Below are 17468 nucleotides of genomic sequence, written 5' to 3'. Positions count from 1 at the left end.
AGACACGAGAGCACATTTATGAACACACTCCCCTCGGTTATCATTACTGGCGCGTCATCTGGCATTGGCGCAACCTATGCTGAGCGCTTCGCCCGTCGTGGCCATGATCTTGTATTAGTTGCCCGCGATCGCATGCGGATGGAAGCCCTGGCCACTCGATTGCGCCAAGAGCATGGTGTTGCCGTCGATATCCTCCCCGCCGATCTCACCTAATCTGACCAACTTGCCACCGTAGAAGCGCGCGTACGCGAAGACAGTCGCATCGGAATCCTTGTGAATAATGCCGGTATGAGTATCGCGGGGAGCTTTGTTGATCAGGCAACTGACGATATCGCACGGCTTGTCACACTCAACACCACGGCGCTCGTGCGTCTTGCCAGCGCGATCGCTCCCCGGCTGGCGGCGGTTGGTGAAGGTGCAATCATTAATGGTGCAATCATTAATATTGGGTCGGTCGTCGGGTTAGCCCCAGAGTTCGGACTGACCGTTTATGGCGCAACTAAAGCATTCGTACTGTTTTTGTCTCAGGGATTTAGCCTCGAACTCTCCCCCAGGGGGGGTCTATGTTCAGGAGGTGCTTCCCGCAGCAACACACACTGAAATCTGGGAACGTTCCGGTACTGACGTGAATACGCTTCCTGCCGTGATGGAGGTCGGTGAATTGGTCGATGCCGCGTTAGTCGGTTTCGATCGCCGGGAATCAGTCACGATCCCGCCTCTGCATCATGTTGAACAGTGGGAAGCTTATCAGGTGGCACGCGGGGCTATGCTATCTGGCTTCGCGCAACAACATGCCGCTGAACGTTATCGGACAGATCCCCCTGACGCCGTATAACACAAGAAAAGTGTCTCTGCCGACGTAGCCAGACTCTGAAATGCTGTCTCGCTTCGCTCGGCTCGAACCTGCGACCAATTGATTAAAAGTCAGTAAATCCATCTATAGAAACTTTAATTATCAAAAATTTACATTAATTCGCACCGTATTTTTACGCCATAACACGGCACACCACGTCACAAAAACGGCACATGAATATTTCAGTGGTGGGCTGATTGGGTCGGCTAGGAAAGCTCGCGCTCTTTTGATCTTTTTACCATGTAAAGAGTGATGAACATGATTATGGTTGGAGAGAAGTACCCAAACCCGCGCAAAAATACCTCAACAGATAGTGATATTACCGCGCAAGCCCACATAATACGCAATCTATCTGACTCAGAATCATCACGACTGCATTTCCGTAGCTCTCGGATAGACTTGAAAGCCTTACTTACATATATAAGCAAGGCGATACACCAATAACACCGAATTCAGAAACTATTTTTGAAGCTAAAAAACCACCATCAAATCTATTAAGATCCATTCCTGATAAGACGTAAATCTTATAACCATACTCCCCAACACCATTTGTCCCTGCCATTTGGAATCCAAGCCCAAGCCCATAAGTATCAAAAAGAGCCATTTTTGCATCATCAATCCCTTGCAGGAAGACAAGAGTAGTTAGATTATTGCTATCAGAGCTAACAATTACACGAGATGTTATGTACTGAATCGCCTCGCTGGAGGAAAAAAATACATTGATGCGTAAATAGATGATAAAACAATAAGTGATATGACTATAATAGACGTTAATCTTTTGACCCGAAAAATATAAACATAGATATGAAACTGAAAATAATCAGAGTTAAGTTAGGGAAAAGCAGTGCCTGAGCAACCATATTCCAAATTATTAATAACTTAACTTTTTTGATGTATAATATCCGAAAGTGCAAAACAGAAATCCTATAGTCAATGCATAATGACTCGGTTCTGAAAATGGGAATACTGGCTTCATTTTAACAGAGTAACCAGATATACTAACCGGATGGATTAGTGATAACCAACCAACAAAAGTAAAAAACAAAATCACAACTGATGATATCTTTTGCAATCCCATATCTATAATTTTTTATGCAAAAATGTAGCAGATACTATCACTAATATTATTGCGGCTATAGAGTATATAGGCTTTAGATTATCATGAAAAATAGCAAAATATGCAGATTGAAGTAAGATAACAATAGCCGCCAACAGCAACAAAATCAAATTTGATTTTTTTATGGATACATCTGCCGCTGAACTTAAACACAAGAAAGCAATGCTTATAAAAGAAATCAAAACTCCTGAGGCCATTGACGACTGTTTAAAAAAACAAATATGAATGACGGGACCATAAATGCAATGAACAGTACAATAAAAAACCTTACCTGGCTAACTCTTAATTTCATCGTGGTTTGTCCGATATTGACTAGCTTACCTCCTATGCTATCACTGACGGCATTCCCTTGCCATATTTCGTATTACAGTTCTTTCTCTACATCAAAAACCAGTTGTGTATATGTTGACGGTACTGATATCACTGCATATCCATAGCTCTGATATGGCCTTTGTGATCCGTTACCAACCGTATCAATATCTAGCTGATACACCACATCAGGAGTGAATGATGTTGATAGTGATGTGTTTCCGTCGTCAATCGATGCCAAATTTGTAACAACTGCTGAGCTTACAAACCCGGTTTCTTGAGCGACGAACAACCGCCTAACTCGTCGGTAATTTGCGTTTCCTGCGGAGTTTGTGTTGGCGCGTATTGACAGCCTCCATGTGTTTGCGTTGCCAATAAATGGAATCTTGATCGCCAGCCGTCCACCCTCTGTCACCGTTAGAAATGGCCTTCTAACCCTATCGTAGCGAGGGGAAATATATTGCTGTAGATTGAAAAGTGCCAATCCAGACGGTGGTTCAACCTGCACTTCACATATAGACGATGTGCTTGTGTTGCTGATATCTACAACTGGAACAGTTGCATTAAGCCCTGATATTACCCCGCCATTAACATAAATTTTAGCCTGGAAAGTTCCTTCGAGACTGAACGGAGCAAAGCCTAGCTCCGCAATATTAGCACTATCAACTATCAGCTCTGAATTGTTAGCCCTACAGCCTCTTGCATTTGTCCCTGCCGTATCTGTTGAGTTATGTGGCGCTTGCCTAAGCATTAATCTTCCAATCTTTATTGAGTTATTTAATCCTGTTTCGTTGTTAGTGGCATAGCCGTTATAATTCCTTGCATCCATGTCATCTATACTAATGTCGCAACCAGTACCACGGCAGCGAACCACTGATGTAAATATTGAGAATTGTTCGTTTGTTTTTGAAATCAAAATCCCAACCTTTGCCCCTCTAACAGTAACCCCCGTCATTTATTTGGATAACTGCTACTTTAGGGTAATTAGCTTGAATTGATTTAACGGTCGTGTTATTACTATTTGTCGAAAAAACCACAGAGTTAGAACACAAGAACGTATAGAGATTATTTACTGTGATATTCTGACAATCAGCGAACACAACCCCTCTGCTTATTCCGTTTTCCGCGAAAACACTCTCAATAATTCCGTCACCACTCCCACCACGAATTACAATACCACTATCAGCCTGAATCCATAAGCTACCAATATGAAAGCCGGGAATCCCATTGACGTCTACGGCGGTATTTGAGTTTTGTGGGTTGAGGTAGATTTTATCTATAGAAGGTGCCGGATCTTGTACATATGCACCAGTTGACGCCACAATAAGACCGGCATCATCTATAACAGAACCCAGCGACACCAAGGGTAGTTTTGTTCCCGCATCGACGGTGCTTGATAGTATTTTTAGACGAGCCACCCCCACTCCGTCGGAGTATAGCGAGCAACCTTTTGGTATTGTGAGCCCGTTAGACAAGTTGTAATCACCAGCAGGAACATAAACAGACCTTGACGCTTTTGTCGCCGTGCGCCATGCATCCCAACTTGTTTTTAGCGATAAGCAAGCGCGGCAAAATGCTGACGTATTTGCAAGTGCGACTGACGCCGTGTCATCTCCAGCTTTAGCCCCGAACCAAACGACATTCACAGCACCAGAGTATTGACGCTTCCAGCGACGACCGGATACGTCAATCAACACAGTGCCATCATCATCAGCACTCGTAGTGTCAGTCAAATCGACTTCAAAAAATCCATAACCACCATCAAAAACGTTACTGCGACCGAGGCAATAAACGCGAGAAAGTGAACCGGTGTACGCCCTGATTTGCGCATATGTTGCCCCGCCAATATAACCGAATCCATCACTCCCTCCCAGCGACACCCTAAACTGATCCGGGTCATACTTAAGCACGTTCGGGAAATAGAATTGCGGCACGTTGTAGGCGTCGCAAATCGCCATGGAGTGGCCTTGCACGGTCACGAACTTGGCAATCTGCCCATTGTATACCGGGAAGCCGCCAGAGTTGATAACGATTGGCTGTGCTACAGGTACGTGGCTGCCGTCCTCGTTTTCGAGATAGACCTGAATCTGGTTCTCTGGGATTGACGGGTCAGTATCGATTAATCCTATATAGATTTTACCGTTGGCGTTGGCCTTGAAAGAATGGGCTAGCGTGAAGTTTTGAGACGGCATCGAAACTACGACATTGGGTTGAATTTCCGCCATTATTTTCTCCATGCGTGAGTAGTTCCCCACAAATTGCGTGAATTTGCGGTTGATATTGGGTAATGTGGTTTTTATTTAGCCATCCGTGGCGGAGGTAAATATGGTAACAGCAGGTTGGATTGTCGCATTTCTCATTGCGTTCTGGATTGGTCTTCGGTGGCGGTAGTGTCTTGCTGAGACAGCCACGTTATCAATCCAACACGCCCAAGGGTTTTAGCCTCATCCGTTGATAGGGTTTTCTCCCACCGCTTAAAAGAATTTGACTGCATCACCTTTCTTTCTATCACACGCCTAACCTCGTCCCTGTCGATAGGTGCGCTTTGCAACCGGAACAACATTGATTTGAACTCTGGCGATGAAAGCAGCGCATCAGCGGCTTTTATCCTGCTGGTTTTACCCGCCGCCAGCGCTCCAGAGATTACGCCCGCCGCGCCTGCTCCGGGGAATCCTGACAGGCTAGTAATGCCCTCTGCTGCGGCAGCCTTGGATGCAATGCCATATATCTTTGACAGACCGCTCTTCTCTTTCAGGAAGTTATTTACCTGCTGAGACAAGGCTGCTGGCGTACTGTTTCCCTGTGTTGAGGCGATTCATGGCTTTTGCCGCTTGGTAAATCGTATCTAGCCTATTCACTGCGCCATTACCAATTGCATCTCGCAACATTGGCGTTATTGACCACGTTTTCCTGTCTGGCGTTCTCCTCTGCTGATACCATTGGGGATGATGGTTGTTGAGTCTCCTGCGCTTGTTGTCCTTGCAACTGGATCATCTGAGCAATTCTGGTCGCCCCTTCTGTATCACCCGCCGCGTCAGCATTGCGTAACGCGGTCATAAGCTGTTCGCGGTCGTATGCCACTATCTGCCCCCGAGGTATTTATTCACCAGATCATCATCTGATAGCTGTGATTGCTGCTGATTAGGCTGCTGCGCCGGGATATCCTTCCCGTACTTTTGTTGCAGTCTTTTTTGCGCCATCTGGGTTGTGTCAATGATTGTTTTTATCGATGTCCGCGCTGATTTTTCGGACTGGCTAGCCGATAGGTTTCCGATGGCGTCCATTACCTTTTGCCCCTCGGCATTACTCAGCGCACCAAGCCCACGCATTTGTTGAATGCCAGACATGAACCCCTGCGATTTAAGCGTATCGACTAGCGCTCTAGTGTCTGCCGTATCTGTTCCCGGAATCCATCTGTTCGTCCCCGGCATTAAGTTAACGTCGAAATATCCAGTAAAGCCTGGGCTGTTAAGCACCTTGTTTGCCGTATCAATGGCGCGAGTCATGGCATCCATGCTGGTGTTGTATGCGTCGGCCTTATCAGACTTAGCTTGTTCAAGCTCGCGCTGGGTTGCAGCTCTCTTGTCCTGCAATACACCAAGCTGAACCTGATTCGTCTCTCTGGCGATTTGGCGGTCAAGAGCTTTATCTTGAAGCTCAAGTTTGCGCACGTTCACATTCTGCTGAGCAATTCCGACATTAGCCCATTGCACTGCCTCACCAGCACGGTTACTACGCGCCGTCTCGGCTAAGCGCTCTCTGTCTACCGCAATCTTATCTCTATCAATTACTCTACCCTGCTGCTTATCAACAATGTCGAAGTAATCCTTTCCACCCAGCGATGACATGCCAAGCGTATCAACGAACTTTTGCGCCGCCTGCGGGTTGTTAATTCCCATTTGCAATACAGTGTTTGGATCAGCCCCAACTCGCCCGAGAGTACCAGTGTTCGAGTTAACAAACTTACTAAACGCTTCCGGCCCTTGAGCCAGCGATACACGCATACCAGCAGCGAGATTACCGATATCCTTACGCTGCTCTTCGCCGAGGTGCGATACAGCAGCCTGAGCCTGCGTTACGAATGCCGGATTCTTCACAGCGAAATCACGCAGCGCAGATGTGTCACCAGACTTCCACGCGTTAGCGTGGGCCTGATTAAAAGCCGCCTGCGCTTTCTGTAACTGGTCTTGCTTGTAGGCATCGGAAAGACCTTTCAATCCCTGCAACGCCTGTAATCCAACGTTATTCCCACCAGCACGCGCGAACTCGTTGTTCTGGCGAATCAGACCGAGAGTTGCATTAACGTCGCTGGCCTGTGGGGCATTAGTGTTATTGCCACCAATACCAGCCAGCATACTGCCGCCAGTTGCCCATGGTTGAGTAGTAGCCATGATTACCTCCTAAAACAGTGAGCCGAGAACGCCAAGACCGCCGCCAATAACCGCGCCCCATGGGCCACCAATTCCCATACCAAGAGAAGCACCGCTCAATGCGCCACCAATACCTTGTTGCAAGGCAGATGGCTTATTGGTATTAGCTGCTGCCAGTGCTGCCTGCTGCTGGTAGAGCTGACCGGCGTTGTTGGCGTACGTCTGTCCGGCATTAGCTTGACCTTGCAACGCGCCCAAGCCGATATTCGCCAAGTTCTGCGCGTTGCTCATCTGGCCTGATAGCCAATTTTGGCCCAACGTTGGGGCAATGGAAGAAAGCATATTGCCGGTCGCAGTAGAGCCTAGTCCACCTGTGGCCTCTGCCGCATTCAGGCCTTGATAGCGAGCCTGATTTGCAAGCTGCTTGTACTGGTCAGAATTGTAATAACTGTTCAGTGCTGAGTTTTGCCCGCTGAGTGAGGACAAATCCTGCAACTGCGTGACGTACTGCTGCGCCAGCGGAGTAAAAGGCGCGAGATTATTCATCACCGTTTGCCATTGCTCTCGCTGCAAGGCGGTAGCACAGTTCATGGCGTCGGCTTGAGCGCCTGCGCCATTATCACTACTGCCACCCTTGCCGACTTTTTCAAGGCAAAATGGTTCCTCGCCGCGCAGTTTCCTGCCCAGCGTAAATGCGTATAGCATAGTTATCTCCCGTGATTGAGGAAGTCGGTTAGTTCTTCGCGAGTGGCTGAATAGAAGGTGACGTCATCAACGCCTTTGAAGTATTTCTTGATGGTCCCTACGCGCTTTAAGCCGATCATCGCGCAGTAGATTTGCCCGTGACGGAATTTGCGGGCAGCGAATGAAGTAACGCATTGCACATTCGTTTCTGACAGGATTAATCGCCAGAATGCCAAGCCAATATCTTTGCTAAATCCGCGAATTTCTGGCAGGTACATCGCGTGGTAATCGAAATTAAGATACTGAATATATTGGTAATATACGATTATTCCGAACTGACCATAAGCACTTACCTCGAAATAACGACACTCCTGCTTATAGTCGTATCCGTCACCGTTATTGATTCCAGCGACAATGTCCGGGTGATTACCAACAGCCTCTATCAGGTCGATGTTTCGGGTTGGCTTAAATGAAATCATGAGTGCGCCTCACTGAGTGGCGATGATTTTTATCCGACTTGCCGTGAATGTGCTGCCGTTGGCCTTAATCATCATCGTGATACCAGGCGATACGATGTCGTCATTTTCATCGACAGCAAAAAAGGTGTTTATGAACACGTCATCAATACTTGTTGCCGCGTCACGACTAATCACAATCGTGTCATGGACAACAGTGCCGAATGTTATTTGCATCGAGCGATTACCTGACGATGATGCATATGTGCCACGTATGTTTATCTTTACACTAAGATTTTTGAACTTATTGAGTGCTTCCGACCGCGATGTCAAAGAATGGCAATAATGTGCCAGTTGTCGGAGTCAGCGGGCCTAGCAGCGTTAGCAAATTTGTTGCAGTAGTAGGGATTGACAGAGAAATGCCAGAGTAAACAACCTCTGATTTCTGCCGGTTCATGTACGCCTGATACGCAGCAAAGTTAGTCTCAAGCGTGGTGATTCTGGCTTCGTGATTGGCTAACTGAGCGGTATTTGCGGAAATCTGCGTCGTGTGAATGGCAATTGTGCTTTCTGCCGATGATATACGCGCCTCATGGTTGGCAAGCGTCGCTTCTGCTGCCGTGATACGAGATTCGTGATTGGCTAGCTTAGCCTCAGCATCATCAAGCCGCTACTCATGGTCAGCCAGAGTCGCATCCTGCTCGTCGTTTTTAACTTGCGCATCATATGCGCCCTGCCCTGCCTGATTTGCCTTGCCAGCAACATTACCGAAGTCCATACCGTTCTGAATGACATAAAGCTGATACGGGATAGAGAAGATATTCAGCGGGAGAATAGACGCGTCGATGCGATGAGCCTGCACGACGACAGGCGCATTAAGTGATGGGTCAGCCATTTATTCCACCCTGATTTGACAGCCTGATAGGGTCACTGGTGATTTGGTGATAATGCGCACGAATCCCACGTTTTTACGTATGCGCCCGACACGACGCCATAGAATGCGCTTGTCATAAATGAATGGTGCGTTCTGCTCAATCATTTGCTCGCTCCCATAATTGATGCCGTCCGTGGTTGCGGATAAGAACAGGCGATCGGCTATTTGAGCAACGCCTGTGCTTGCCTCAAACTCGAAATCAAACACGCGAGCGTTATCTGCCTTAAACATTGGGGTGAAAAGCAGGTGCTCCTGTTGCTTCCCATATTGAGCACTTGACGCAAAATTAAACTGACCGGTCACCGCTTCCAGCTTGTCACCGCAAGTGATGTTGTTCCCTTCATATAGGAAGTCGATGCCGCGATATACGTCATCAAACAGGCCAGTTTTCAGAATGCACCACTGAGGACCGCCACTCTCACTCGATGCTGTCTCGAAGCACAACACGTAGCGTGGCAGGTGAACAATAAGCAGCTCATGAGCGTCATAGCGCAACGACTCTATGACGCCCGTAGCCAATTCATCGGCGGTGTACTCGCGTAATATCTTCTCGATGGAAGCTGTAGCGATTGGCTGCGCTTGCCCTGAGTTAATCACATAGATAGACGGTGCGCCGGTTGCCTGGTTGCTGATAAATGCGTAGAAGTCGCCAAACTTCGCCTTGCAGTACGTCCCGGCGACACCCTTCTGCACCATTAGCGAGGGCTGAGCAACATAGAGAGCCGCCCCCGCCGTAGTCGCTCCAGCCAGCGAGAAATACTCGATAGTCGATGTGCCGAATGTCACAACAAAGTCACGCCACGTCCCCATGCCGATAATGCCATCCGGCTGGGATTCTGCACGGTACTCTGCACTATTGCGGTCAGGATGAGACTCGTCCTCAAGGTCAGAGATAAACCACGAATCAGTACCATCTTTCGACCACGCATACCGCCCGCTCAGGCGGGTGACGTCACGCACTGAGCCTAATTCGTACTGAGTGTAACCGCTCGACACAGGCCAATTCGCCACCGTCTTTACAGTGCCATCGTAGCGATACAGTACCAATTGCCCGCAAACGCCGACAGCCTGCGATGTACGCCCATACGCCATGCTCACGCGCCCAGAACCTGACACCGAACCTACGACAGACTGACCGCGATACAGGCTACCACCGCAAACGCGATACACCTGCAACATCAGAACGCTTGTCTATGCCGGGGAATGAGCGTAGATAGCCGTTGCTATTCAGCACTTGCTTAGGTGTCGCCAGCATATTGACCGGAAGCAGGTCCACATAGTCAGCATCGCGGAAGTTTTTGCCGCTGCCCTTCATGAGCGGAGGCTGTTGGATTGGCATTCTCTCACCTTATGGATTTAGCACATCGTCGTCAGTTTCCGGCCTATCGTCGGGATAGTAGCGATCGGTGCAGAATGTGTCGTATTTGTTGCCTTGCCCGGTAGGAAAGTCTCCACGGCGGCGCATGGATGGGATTTCAAGCGTATCGGTGAGCAGTGCGTCGTAAGCCTTTGCTGCGTTGGTTTTGATGCGTGGCGTAGGCTCCAGGTTGTAATCTGACATCATGCGGAGAAGTAGCTGATAGCCAACAGCCTGCTTGTATTTGCGCGGAAGCCCTGAATCATCATCTGGAAGCGGATCTTCATCATCCACCGCGAACAGATAGCCAATGTCGCCGGGGTTTATCTGCCACTCATACATCATATCTTCAAGGTCAGCCACACTATCAGCCATCGACTGAGGCTCTACGTCAGTCAGTGTCGCATTCGATGCCACGGCAAACTTACGCAGGGCAAACAGGACTATCTCACTCTTTGTTAGCGTCGTTGCCATTGTCAGCCGCCTTACGCACGCGCTTGGTTGCTGGCTTGATGTCGTCAACAGAGGCGACAAAGCCCGGCTTTTCGTAAATCGGGAAATCTTTCTCAACGATAACGGCTTGGACGTGTCCAGCCTCGTTATCTGCTGCGATAAAAACGCTCATGCGATCCATTTTTAGCTCCACATATAGTCGCGGTTAATGACCTCAAGGATTTTCCCTTCGTCATTTACCAGCCATGCATTCTGATATTTGTAAATAGTGACGGTTTCATTGTTGAATCGCACTTCAGCCACAATGTCGCTTGTATCAAATACGCCGTCAGCGATTGTAGTGATTGATGCGACAGATTTAATGGGCCAATACTCTGCCGTGACTGACTTCTTCTGACTGATTTTTAGGAACATAGGGCCACTGTTACGCCCTTTTCGTTGCATACATAAACGACCTCACCTTCATCAAGCAGCAGGTCAGCATCACCACCATGCCAGCCAGTGAAGAAGATTTTCCGAGAGTCTTTCACATAGCTGACATCACCGAGTGATTGGAAAATTGAAACATCTTTCTCTTTGTTGATTATCTTGATAGTAAGCATCTTTAGTTCTCGTGGTTGTAGTTACAAAAAAGCCCGAATTAACGGGCTGGTTATTTCAAGCACTGCTCACGGACGTATTGCTGCAATCCGGTCAGTTGCTTTGTGATGGTTTCGATTCGCTCCCGGAGAGTGAAATAATCCCGTTCAGCGGAGTCAGTAAGTCTGGCGCTGGTTGCATCATCCAGGCCGGAGGTGGAGGTGGCCTGCTTGACAACGTTGACGCGCAACCCGCACTTGCCAGCAGCAACACAGCGCTGCAAATCAGCCAGCTTGCTTTTAGCATCTGCGAGTTCTCCGGTGTATTTGGCATCAAGCGCAGCAACATCACGCTGCCGTATCTACATATCGGTGATTGTGGCGTTGGCGAGCTTCAGCGATTTTGCTGTCTCACTGTATGCGTCGTGGTAGTAGTAGACGCCGAATGACAGCGCAGCAATGAGAGCAAGCAGAACGGCTATTATTGTAGCCCTGATAGACATAGCTCACGCTCCACCGCTCAGCGGTCAGTTAATCCACGCCAGACTTTACCGCCTGCTTTATCCCACCGCTTTAGCTCGTCACAGGCTTCCGATGTATCACCAGCATTCAGCTTGCGCAGCATCGTTGAGCGAGTCAGCGAATCAATGCCAACATTGTACATGAATGAGATAAGCGCAGCTTTACGCATATCGGTCATCGGAACCTTTACGGCTTTTTCTACAGCAGCGGCAGCGGGTGCGATATCTTTCGCTAGCAGGTCATTGCATTCGGCCTGCGTGTATTTCTTGGTGGGGATGATGTCTGAGCCTGTATGCCCATAACAAACAGTGAGCACACCAACCACATCGTAATATGGGGTATATCGAACTCCCTCATGCCACTGAATCAGCACGGTAGCAATAGCGATAGCACCACCTGCGGCGGCACCAGCAATCTTGTTGCGTAGTGATGGTGCCATTATTCGCTGATCCTCTTCATCACCTCAGCCACTGATGAGGGATTTTCAGAATCAGGGTATTTGTGCAGCGATTTTCAAATAATCAGCTAGCAACTGTGTGCGGCGCTCTTCTTCCTTTCGGTTTCGATAGGCATCAACACGCCCTCTAACTAATGAGAAAACAGACACAGCAGCGCCGACAGCACCGACAGCACCGACAGCACCGAAGAAGATGTAAATCATGTCCTGTGTAGCAATACCAGCAGCAGAGGCAACACCGGCAATCCAGGCGAACAATTGGGTAATACCGTTACTGGGCTGATCATTCATTTTGTAATCCTGCATATCCGTGCACCCACATCATTACCACCGAGGCTATTCACGTAATCCCGGTCTTTTTCGCAAAGAACGCGCAATGCCCCAATCTGTGCTCCCCATGCGTCACGCTTCCATGTTTCAACCGTGGTGATTAACTCGTCATCGGTCTTGGCATTAGCCAAACCGTAAGAGACAACAGCGCGAGGATATGCGTGTTCAGCAGAGTTAATACGGGAGTTAATTTCAGCGCCCGCATATGACAGGAAAACCAAAACCAATAGCCACGGGGCTGAGTTAACGAACCCCGTTTTAATAATTTCAGGTATCTTCACGGGATCCTCGCTGTGTGCAGTAAATAAAAAAGGCCGAGCAATTAGCTCAGCCTGAAATTTGGCGGGCCATGAAAGAATCGAACTTTCTAGCTAGAGTTGGATGCCAGCTATCAAAACATTGAAAATACTAAAGAAAATACACAGCGGTTAGCTAGGGCTTGAGTAAGGAGAGACGGAGATCAGAGCCAGTTGCCAAACTTTGTATCTGAACTCCACCTTCATCGACCATCACTGTGACATCAAAGTACAGGAGGTTATTTGCAGACCTCCCAGCCTGCATGGCGGGAGTAGCAAGGCCATCTGCTGAACATACCCGCTTGGCGGTTCAATGGTGAGCGCCGCCTCGTTTATCTCACCACCTGCTCTTTCGCTTTGCTCCCGAGCATACTCAGTTCGCGAATCAAGGCTTTTATGAAAAAAATTTCTATTTATTATTCTTTATTTGCTATTTCTTTCTCCATTTCACGTTTAATTGTAGAAAAAACCATATCCTCAGCCAGCTTTCAGCCCACCGCGCCCGACGCTTGCAGGACTCAATATCTACTCCGGTGAGGTCGCGTAAAACATTTTGCGGGTAATTGCGTTCACGATATCGTTCAATAACTACAGCGCGGATCGGGCTATCGGGCATGAAAGTTTCTACCAGACATTTCTCTACAAAATCGACGTCATTCTGTTCTTTGGCGAGACTGATGACGCTGGCTCCTGATGCTGATGGCAGAAATATTTCTCTAACCTTCCTGATTAGCTCTTCCCCGCTGTAGTCCTGCTTGCCTAACTTGCTGAAAATTAGCTGTATCCGGTCGCCTTGTTCTGAGTTCCATTGCTCGTGCCACATCATGCGCCACACTCCCCCGCTGCCACCGCATGGCAGGTCATCGCCGCGATGCTTTGCGCCCCAATTGTGCAGCATGTAGCGTGTCCATGTGCGCTGCATGGGGGGTTATTGATGCTATGCCCCTGCCGTGCTTCATGCGTAACGCTGACTCCCTCTCGAAGCACATCAGTTGAGTTATTGGCTCTTTGCGCATTCTTTCCTCCTTTTCGGATCAGCATCCCACGACTGCAGGTGTGTTGGCTGGATATTGGGAGTTATGGGGGTGAAGAGGTTGAGGACGTAGGTAAGCATTTTCATGATTCCACCCTCTCGTTTTGCCAAAGAGGAAGAGGTTCTTTGTATCCAACCTTTCTGATTCTGGCCCTGGCGTTTTTCTCTATCTGAATCAACTTTTCGATGTTCTGGCGTCGCTGCTTTTCCTCACGTCGCAGATATTTGACGGTATCAGCCAACTTCACCTCTTTATTTGCGACTGATAGCATGTAATCAAATGGGTCAAGCACCAACTCGCAACGTCGACAGCGAACCTGTCTTTCCTGCTCATTAACCCAAACAATGTCATGAGGACAGAAGCGTCTTTGCGTTCCTTCGGGAAGAAATGGCAGGTTGTCTTTTTCGTCCGCTTTCCTGGCCGGAAACGCTAGTACATTGCTTAACTCATTTTCGGTTTCAGTTGTCATGCTGCCTCCCGTTGTTTGATTAGAACACGCGTTAAAGCCCTGTAATGCGCTCGCAGCGCTTCCAGTTCTTCACGGGTGTAACGGTGTGGGGTGTTGTTGTTTTCAAGCGCTAGAACGCGCTCAAGGCCGATTTTGTTGACGAGTGCTGCACGGTATGGAATGGCGTTGCTGGATAGCTCGTCATTGCACCGATGACACTGTTTGTGAATGTTGTCTTCGCTGTATCTGAGGTGTGATGCCGCGCCTCTTGACCTGTAATGCCCTGCTTCCCACTGAACGGTTTCCCACGTTCCACAGCTAATGCATGGCAAGTGAGCATCACGCTCCCGGATGTAGTCATTGACTACCCGTTGCGTATAGTCTTCCCAATGCGTTAACGGCTTTAACTTGGCCTTACGCTCTCTCCATTCGCGACGAGATTTAGCTTCAGCATCTTTCTGCTGCCTCTCTTTCTGTCGTTTTTGGTATTGGTATGCGCAGGATGGGGAACAAACGAATTGCAGTGGTCTATCTGGGGTGAATTTCTTTCTACAGCACTTACAGGTATTGGGCTTCGGCGGCTTTCTGCTGCGTTTGGTGGGCTGTATTTTCAGGTGTTCACAGACTAAATATGTCGGGCTAACACGTTGTCCCATGACGTACCCCGTGCAATAGTTGGTCGAATCTATTCACCGCCGCAGCATGCTTGCTTTGTCGAGCTCTCGGGGTTTTATCCTTCGCGCCGAGTGGTCGGCCCGTAGTTATCTCCTCGTTGAGTTTTTCAGTCGGAAAATACTGGTAAGCGCCATACTTTCCCGTCCTATCCAGTTCGCCGCGATTCATCATGTCATTCACAGCGAATGATATATTTCCGCTATGGAAGCCATGGCTTTCACAGTGTTCACGTATCTGGGTGTATGTTGCTTTGTCGTTAGATTTGAAATACTCACGGATTAGTTTTCGTGTGCTCACTTTGCTTCCCCCATCTTTCAGCCCATTCGATAGCCAGTCTTGATTCTTCGCTCCACTTAACGCCACGTTCCGCGCCGAACGCTTTCATAAGCTCGATAAGGTCGCGCATCTCACTGACTCGCATTTTTGATGTTGATTGACCAAGCACTACAAAGCCGCCATCGATTCCAGGCACCGTCTCTTGCCGCTTTAACGCCGCGGTGAAAACGTGCTTCCAACTCTCCGAATCCATCTTTCGCCCATACCAAACGACCTGCTCGCTGATGTCGCGCAGTGTGGCCCAAAGCCGAGCGTTCTGCTCAAGCGTCCGGTTTCGGTCCTGAATGGTGATGGTGAGAGGCTTATCTGAATCGGTGGGTAATTGCTGGATGAATTGAATGGCGTTGTTCTTTCTGGCTTGGTCTACCAAGAAGTAAACCTGTTTCAATAATTACCCCTTAGTTGATTCATATCGGTTAGCGGCGCACACAACGCGGCGCTGTGGCTTTGACTCACTCATTGCAAGCCCTCCGGCAAGTCGATTTCATCACCATGCACTGAGGCGACTATGGCCCGACATGCAGCAATGGCAGCACCATCCCATGTTTGAAAACTAGTGCCCGACTTGAAACTGTGGGCGCTACCCCAGAATTTATTATCACCCTCCCCGGATGGGTGGTTGCCAATAACTATCTCTACCGTATTTATGATTTCCCCCAGCTGCCCCCAGTCTGACGATGGCGAAAAAACCGATCCATTCCTCTCGACAAAAGCGGTTCCAGATGTCATATGCAATATCGGATCACCACCTATAGCTTCTGCCACAGCCCAATCCAACTCTGCGCCCGTCAACTCGCTAGTTTTTACTTTCACTCTTCACCCCCTTTTATCAGTAAGGTATGCACTCATCACAACCAGCAGACCGACCACTTCCACCGCATTTAGGGCAGGTGTATAGCTCATTTTTGTCTCGGAATTGCTTCCTAGTATTAATGCAACTGTCTCTTCCAGTGTCTGTTCTACTTCGATCCGGTCACCGCTTGTCATTTTCAGCACAGTGCGCCCAGCAGAATAAAACGACTCGATGTGGCTTACCTGAATGTAAATTGGCTCAAACTCAATGCGATTTTCGCCACCAGCCGCTTGAATTCGGCATGCTTGGTTTAATTTGATTATGTCCATATCACTCCCCCTGTTTGTTTGGCTGCCAGCCATGCTTGTGAGCTAATCTCATGTCAAAAATAAATAATTCGACAATGGTTTTAGCGAAGAACTTTTGAGCATTAACGGCTTCCGTTGTGCTTACTCGGTCATGCCATAGCCTGTCGGTTGCATAGGCGTTAATTACGTCGTAATCGTCTGTAGTAATTTCCATCATGAGACCGATAGCTGGGCCAGTCGAAATTTACCCACATGCCGCCGTCCATGCGCATCCTGTCCATGATTAGCTCAGTGAGTAGCGCGGTTAGTTTTTCCACGTCGAGGTTTGTCAGCATGCCTACGGGTTTCTTTGCAGACAGGCGGCGATCCACTATCTGGAACAAGACAATCTCTTCGTTCTGGTTCCCACGCTGCACGCCGATATCGTCAAGAATCAGCAGGTCAACGTTGCACAGGTCGTTCATCAGGTCGGCTTCTGACACCTTCGCGCCGTCCTGATACGTCTCACGAAAGCGCATCATCAGGTCGGAACGGTAACAACCAGCACCGATTTGTTTTTCGACAGCAGGTGATTGCCGATTGCCGCCGCTAGGTGGTTTTTGCCGGTGCCACAGCCGCCGCTGAAAATAAACCCACCGAACCTCATTCGCGTACCGCTTCGCCTTATCCAGTGCGTACGCTGCGCAGGAAGGTCAGCGTTGTAGTTCTGGAATGTGCACTCCCGGTGAAGCTCCTGAATGCCGGAACGTCCGAGGATTTTTTGCAGGCGGGAAATGCGGTTCAGTTCAGCAATGCGCTCCGAATCCTTCCGGCCCTGCTCCCGTTGCCACGCCAGCCACTCTTCCGGCGTTGTGAACTTTGGTTTGATACCTGCTGGCATGGCGGCCTGTAGGCGTCGAATTAAATCGCTCATCCTGTAAAGCCCTCCGGTATGTGGTTCATGGGTCGGCTAGGTCTGGCAACACCTGTTTTCCTGAGCGGGAATTTCGGCTTGAACAAGCCTTGGTAGCCATTGGCAATGCTGTTGTTTATGACCGTGACCTTCATCAAGGCATTCTTTCAGCAGCTTGAATGCGGCGTTAATTCCGCGCTCGGTCTTTATCGGCTTTTTCATCTCAGAGCGGTTACTTACCCAATCACTCCATGCTTGGCGGTCTAG

General features: G+C 48.8%; 21 protein-coding genes and 5 pseudogenes. 1 reads left to right on the top strand and 25 read right to left on the bottom strand.

Translation table 11 applies throughout. The annotated features are described in order from the left end of the window. The first annotated feature begins 18 nt into the window (after nucleotides 1–18). A pseudogene (locus ACMZI0_RS15205) lies at nucleotides 19–835 on the top strand (SDR family NAD(P)-dependent oxidoreductase). Between the two features lie 430 nt (nucleotides 836–1265). Here ACMZI0_RS15205 and ACMZI0_RS15200 read toward each other — a convergent pair. The 25 genes and pseudogenes from ACMZI0_RS15200 to ACMZI0_RS15080 all read right to left on the bottom strand — a co-directional run bounded on the left by ACMZI0_RS15200 (nucleotide 1266) and on the right by ACMZI0_RS15080 (nucleotide 17222). Continuing rightward, nucleotides 1266–1457, bottom strand: a complete 192-nt coding sequence (locus ACMZI0_RS15200; protein ID WP_415673577.1) for a hypothetical protein — start codon at nucleotides 1455–1457, stop codon at nucleotides 1266–1268. An 877-nt stretch (nucleotides 1458–2334) separates the two neighbouring features. Next, the gene (locus ACMZI0_RS15195) at nucleotides 2335–3234 is read right to left on the bottom strand and encodes a hypothetical protein (RefSeq protein WP_415673576.1); all 900 of its coding nucleotides are present in this window, start codon (nucleotides 3232–3234) and stop codon (nucleotides 2335–2337) included. After that, nucleotides 3215–4504, bottom strand: coding sequence for a phage tailspike protein (locus ACMZI0_RS15190; RefSeq protein ID WP_415673575.1), 1290 nt, complete (start codon nucleotides 4502–4504; stop codon nucleotides 3215–3217). Before ACMZI0_RS15190 ends, ACMZI0_RS15195 begins: the two co-directional genes overlap by 20 nt. A 131-nt stretch (nucleotides 4505–4635) precedes the next feature. Then, nucleotides 4636–5058 (bottom strand): hypothetical protein, encoded by a 423-nt coding sequence (locus tag ACMZI0_RS15185; protein ID WP_415673574.1) that lies wholly within the window; start codon nucleotides 5056–5058, stop codon nucleotides 4636–4638. Nucleotides 5059–5144: 86 nt separating this feature from the next. Next, nucleotides 5145–5360 (bottom strand): hypothetical protein, encoded by a 216-nt coding sequence (locus ACMZI0_RS15180; protein WP_415673677.1) that lies wholly within the window; start codon nucleotides 5358–5360, stop codon nucleotides 5145–5147. Next, nucleotides 5360–6670, bottom strand: a complete 1311-nt coding sequence (locus ACMZI0_RS15175; protein ID WP_415673573.1) for a phage DNA ejection protein — start codon at nucleotides 6668–6670, stop codon at nucleotides 5360–5362. The genes ACMZI0_RS15180 and ACMZI0_RS15175 overlap by 1 nt, the downstream gene beginning before the upstream one ends. A 9-nt stretch (nucleotides 6671–6679) precedes the next feature. Beyond that, nucleotides 6680–7354, bottom strand: coding sequence for a DNA transfer protein (locus ACMZI0_RS15170; RefSeq protein WP_415673572.1), 675 nt, complete (start codon nucleotides 7352–7354; stop codon nucleotides 6680–6682). 2 nt (nucleotides 7355–7356) lie between these two features. Next, complete coding sequence (locus tag ACMZI0_RS15165; RefSeq protein WP_415673571.1) at nucleotides 7357–7812, bottom strand: DUF2824 family protein; 456 nt, start codon at nucleotides 7810–7812, stop codon at nucleotides 7357–7359. 9 nt (nucleotides 7813–7821) lie between these two features. Next, nucleotides 7822–8329: pseudogene (locus ACMZI0_RS15160) on the bottom strand (tail needle knob protein). Between the two features lie 129 nt (nucleotides 8330–8458). Beyond that, the gene (locus tag ACMZI0_RS15155) at nucleotides 8459–8683 is read right to left on the bottom strand and encodes a hypothetical protein (RefSeq protein WP_415673570.1); all 225 of its coding nucleotides are present in this window, start codon (nucleotides 8681–8683) and stop codon (nucleotides 8459–8461) included. Next, nucleotides 8684–10061 (bottom strand): annotated as a pseudogene (locus ACMZI0_RS15150) (packaged DNA stabilization protein). Nucleotides 10062–10070: 9 nt separating this feature from the next. Next, on the bottom strand, nucleotides 10071–10553 hold the full coding sequence (locus ACMZI0_RS15145; protein ID WP_415673569.1) for a packaged DNA stabilization gp4 family protein: 483 nt from the start codon (nucleotides 10551–10553) through the stop codon (nucleotides 10071–10073). Then, nucleotides 10528–10713: a hypothetical protein gene (locus ACMZI0_RS15140; RefSeq protein WP_415673568.1), complete on the bottom strand. Its 186-nt coding sequence runs from the start codon at nucleotides 10711–10713 to the stop codon at nucleotides 10528–10530. Before ACMZI0_RS15140 ends, ACMZI0_RS15145 begins: the two co-directional genes overlap by 26 nt. 223 nt (nucleotides 10714–10936) lie before the next feature. Then, nucleotides 10937–11134: a hypothetical protein gene (locus ACMZI0_RS15135; RefSeq protein WP_415673567.1), complete on the bottom strand. Its 198-nt coding sequence runs from the start codon at nucleotides 11132–11134 to the stop codon at nucleotides 10937–10939. Between the two features lie 91 nt (nucleotides 11135–11225). Then, nucleotides 11226–11336, bottom strand: a pseudogene (locus tag ACMZI0_RS15130) (Rz1 family lipoprotein); the annotation flags it as partial. A 294-nt stretch (nucleotides 11337–11630) separates the two neighbouring features. Next, nucleotides 11631–12071 carry a lysozyme gene (locus ACMZI0_RS15125; RefSeq protein ID WP_415673566.1) on the bottom strand — a complete coding sequence of 147 codons (441 nt, stop codon included), beginning with the start codon at nucleotides 12069–12071 and terminating at the stop codon, nucleotides 11631–11633. A gap of 51 nt (nucleotides 12072–12122) precedes the next feature. Next, nucleotides 12123–12380: a hypothetical protein gene (locus tag ACMZI0_RS15120; protein ID WP_415673565.1), complete on the bottom strand. Its 258-nt coding sequence runs from the start codon at nucleotides 12378–12380 to the stop codon at nucleotides 12123–12125. After that, nucleotides 12377–12700 carry a hypothetical protein gene (locus ACMZI0_RS15115; protein WP_415673564.1) on the bottom strand — a complete coding sequence of 108 codons (324 nt, stop codon included), beginning with the start codon at nucleotides 12698–12700 and terminating at the stop codon, nucleotides 12377–12379. Before ACMZI0_RS15115 ends, ACMZI0_RS15120 begins: the two co-directional genes overlap by 4 nt. 445 nt (nucleotides 12701–13145) lie before the next feature. Beyond that, entirely contained in the window at nucleotides 13146–13613 is a 468-nt protein-coding gene (locus tag ACMZI0_RS15110) for a hypothetical protein (protein WP_415673563.1), read from the bottom strand. Between the two features lie 218 nt (nucleotides 13614–13831). Next, nucleotides 13832–14218: a hypothetical protein gene (locus ACMZI0_RS15105; protein WP_415673562.1), complete on the bottom strand. Its 387-nt coding sequence runs from the start codon at nucleotides 14216–14218 to the stop codon at nucleotides 13832–13834. Further along, nucleotides 14215–14853 carry a recombination protein NinG gene (locus tag ACMZI0_RS15100; protein ID WP_415673561.1) on the bottom strand — a complete coding sequence of 213 codons (639 nt, stop codon included), beginning with the start codon at nucleotides 14851–14853 and terminating at the stop codon, nucleotides 14215–14217. Before ACMZI0_RS15100 ends, ACMZI0_RS15105 begins: the two co-directional genes overlap by 4 nt. A gap of 290 nt (nucleotides 14854–15143) precedes the next feature. Further along, complete coding sequence (locus tag ACMZI0_RS15095) at nucleotides 15144–15596, bottom strand: recombination protein NinB (protein WP_415673560.1); 453 nt, start codon at nucleotides 15594–15596, stop codon at nucleotides 15144–15146. A gap of 68 nt (nucleotides 15597–15664) precedes the next feature. After that, the gene (locus ACMZI0_RS15090; protein ID WP_415673559.1) at nucleotides 15665–16021 is read right to left on the bottom strand and encodes a phage protein NinX family protein; all 357 of its coding nucleotides are present in this window, start codon (nucleotides 16019–16021) and stop codon (nucleotides 15665–15667) included. Nucleotides 16022–16024: 3 nt separating this feature from the next. Further along, nucleotides 16025–16330 (bottom strand): hypothetical protein, encoded by a 306-nt coding sequence (locus ACMZI0_RS15085; protein ID WP_415673558.1) that lies wholly within the window; start codon nucleotides 16328–16330, stop codon nucleotides 16025–16027. A 158-nt stretch (nucleotides 16331–16488) separates the two neighbouring features. Further along, a pseudogene (locus tag ACMZI0_RS15080) lies at nucleotides 16489–17222 on the bottom strand (ATP-binding protein). Nucleotides 17223–17468 lie beyond the last annotated feature (246 nt).

The sequence above is a fragment of the Symbiopectobacterium sp. genome (genome assembly GCF_047692315.1).
Lineage (GTDB): Bacteria > Pseudomonadota > Gammaproteobacteria > Enterobacterales > Enterobacteriaceae > Symbiopectobacterium.
The sequence above is the reverse complement of the archived record's forward strand: the minus strand, read 5'-3'. Positions and strand labels throughout refer to the sequence as shown.

What these genes read in the sequence shown, in the direction of transcription:
- ACMZI0_RS15200 (WP_415673577.1), bottom strand. Translation starts at nt 1,457, where the DNA reads ATGGCTCTTTTTGATACTTATGGGCTTGGGCTTGGATTCCAAATGGCA.
- ACMZI0_RS15195 (WP_415673576.1), bottom strand. Translation starts at nt 3,234, where the DNA reads ATGACGGGGGTTACTGTTAGAGGGGCAAAGGTTGGGATTTTGATTTCA.
- ACMZI0_RS15190 (WP_415673575.1), bottom strand. Translation starts at nt 4,504, where the DNA reads ATGGCGGAAATTCAACCCAATGTCGTAGTTTCGATGCCGTCTCAAAAC.
- ACMZI0_RS15175 (WP_415673573.1), bottom strand. Translation starts at nt 6,670, where the DNA reads ATGGCTACTACTCAACCATGGGCAACTGGCGGCAGTATGCTGGCTGGT.
- ACMZI0_RS15170 (WP_415673572.1), bottom strand. Translation starts at nt 7,354, where the DNA reads ATGCTATACGCATTTACGCTGGGCAGGAAACTGCGCGGCGAGGAACCA.
- ACMZI0_RS15165 (WP_415673571.1), bottom strand. Translation starts at nt 7,812, where the DNA reads ATGATTTCATTTAAGCCAACCCGAAACATCGACCTGATAGAGGCTGTT.
- ACMZI0_RS15155 (WP_415673570.1), bottom strand. Translation starts at nt 8,683, where the DNA reads ATGGCTGACCCATCACTTAATGCGCCTGTCGTCGTGCAGGCTCATCGC.
- ACMZI0_RS15145 (WP_415673569.1), bottom strand. Translation starts at nt 10,553, where the DNA reads ATGGCAACGACGCTAACAAAGAGTGAGATAGTCCTGTTTGCCCTGCGT.
- ACMZI0_RS15140 (WP_415673568.1), bottom strand. Translation starts at nt 10,713, where the DNA reads ATGGATCGCATGAGCGTTTTTATCGCAGCAGATAACGAGGCTGGACAC.
- ACMZI0_RS15135 (WP_415673567.1), bottom strand. Translation starts at nt 11,134, where the DNA reads ATGCTTACTATCAAGATAATCAACAAAGAGAAAGATGTTTCAATTTTC.
- ACMZI0_RS15125 (WP_415673566.1), bottom strand. Translation starts at nt 12,071, where the DNA reads ATGGCACCATCACTACGCAACAAGATTGCTGGTGCCGCCGCAGGTGGT.
- ACMZI0_RS15120 (WP_415673565.1), bottom strand. Translation starts at nt 12,380, where the DNA reads ATGAATGATCAGCCCAGTAACGGTATTACCCAATTGTTCGCCTGGATT.
- ACMZI0_RS15110 (WP_415673563.1), bottom strand. Translation starts at nt 13,613, where the DNA reads ATGCTGCACAATTGGGGCGCAAAGCATCGCGGCGATGACCTGCCATGC.
- ACMZI0_RS15105 (WP_415673562.1), bottom strand. Translation starts at nt 14,218, where the DNA reads ATGACAACTGAAACCGAAAATGAGTTAAGCAATGTACTAGCGTTTCCG.
- ACMZI0_RS15100 (WP_415673561.1), bottom strand. Translation starts at nt 14,853, where the DNA reads ATGGGACAACGTGTTAGCCCGACATATTTAGTCTGTGAACACCTGAAA.
- ACMZI0_RS15085 (WP_415673558.1), bottom strand. Translation starts at nt 16,330, where the DNA reads ATGGACATAATCAAATTAAACCAAGCATGCCGAATTCAAGCGGCTGGT.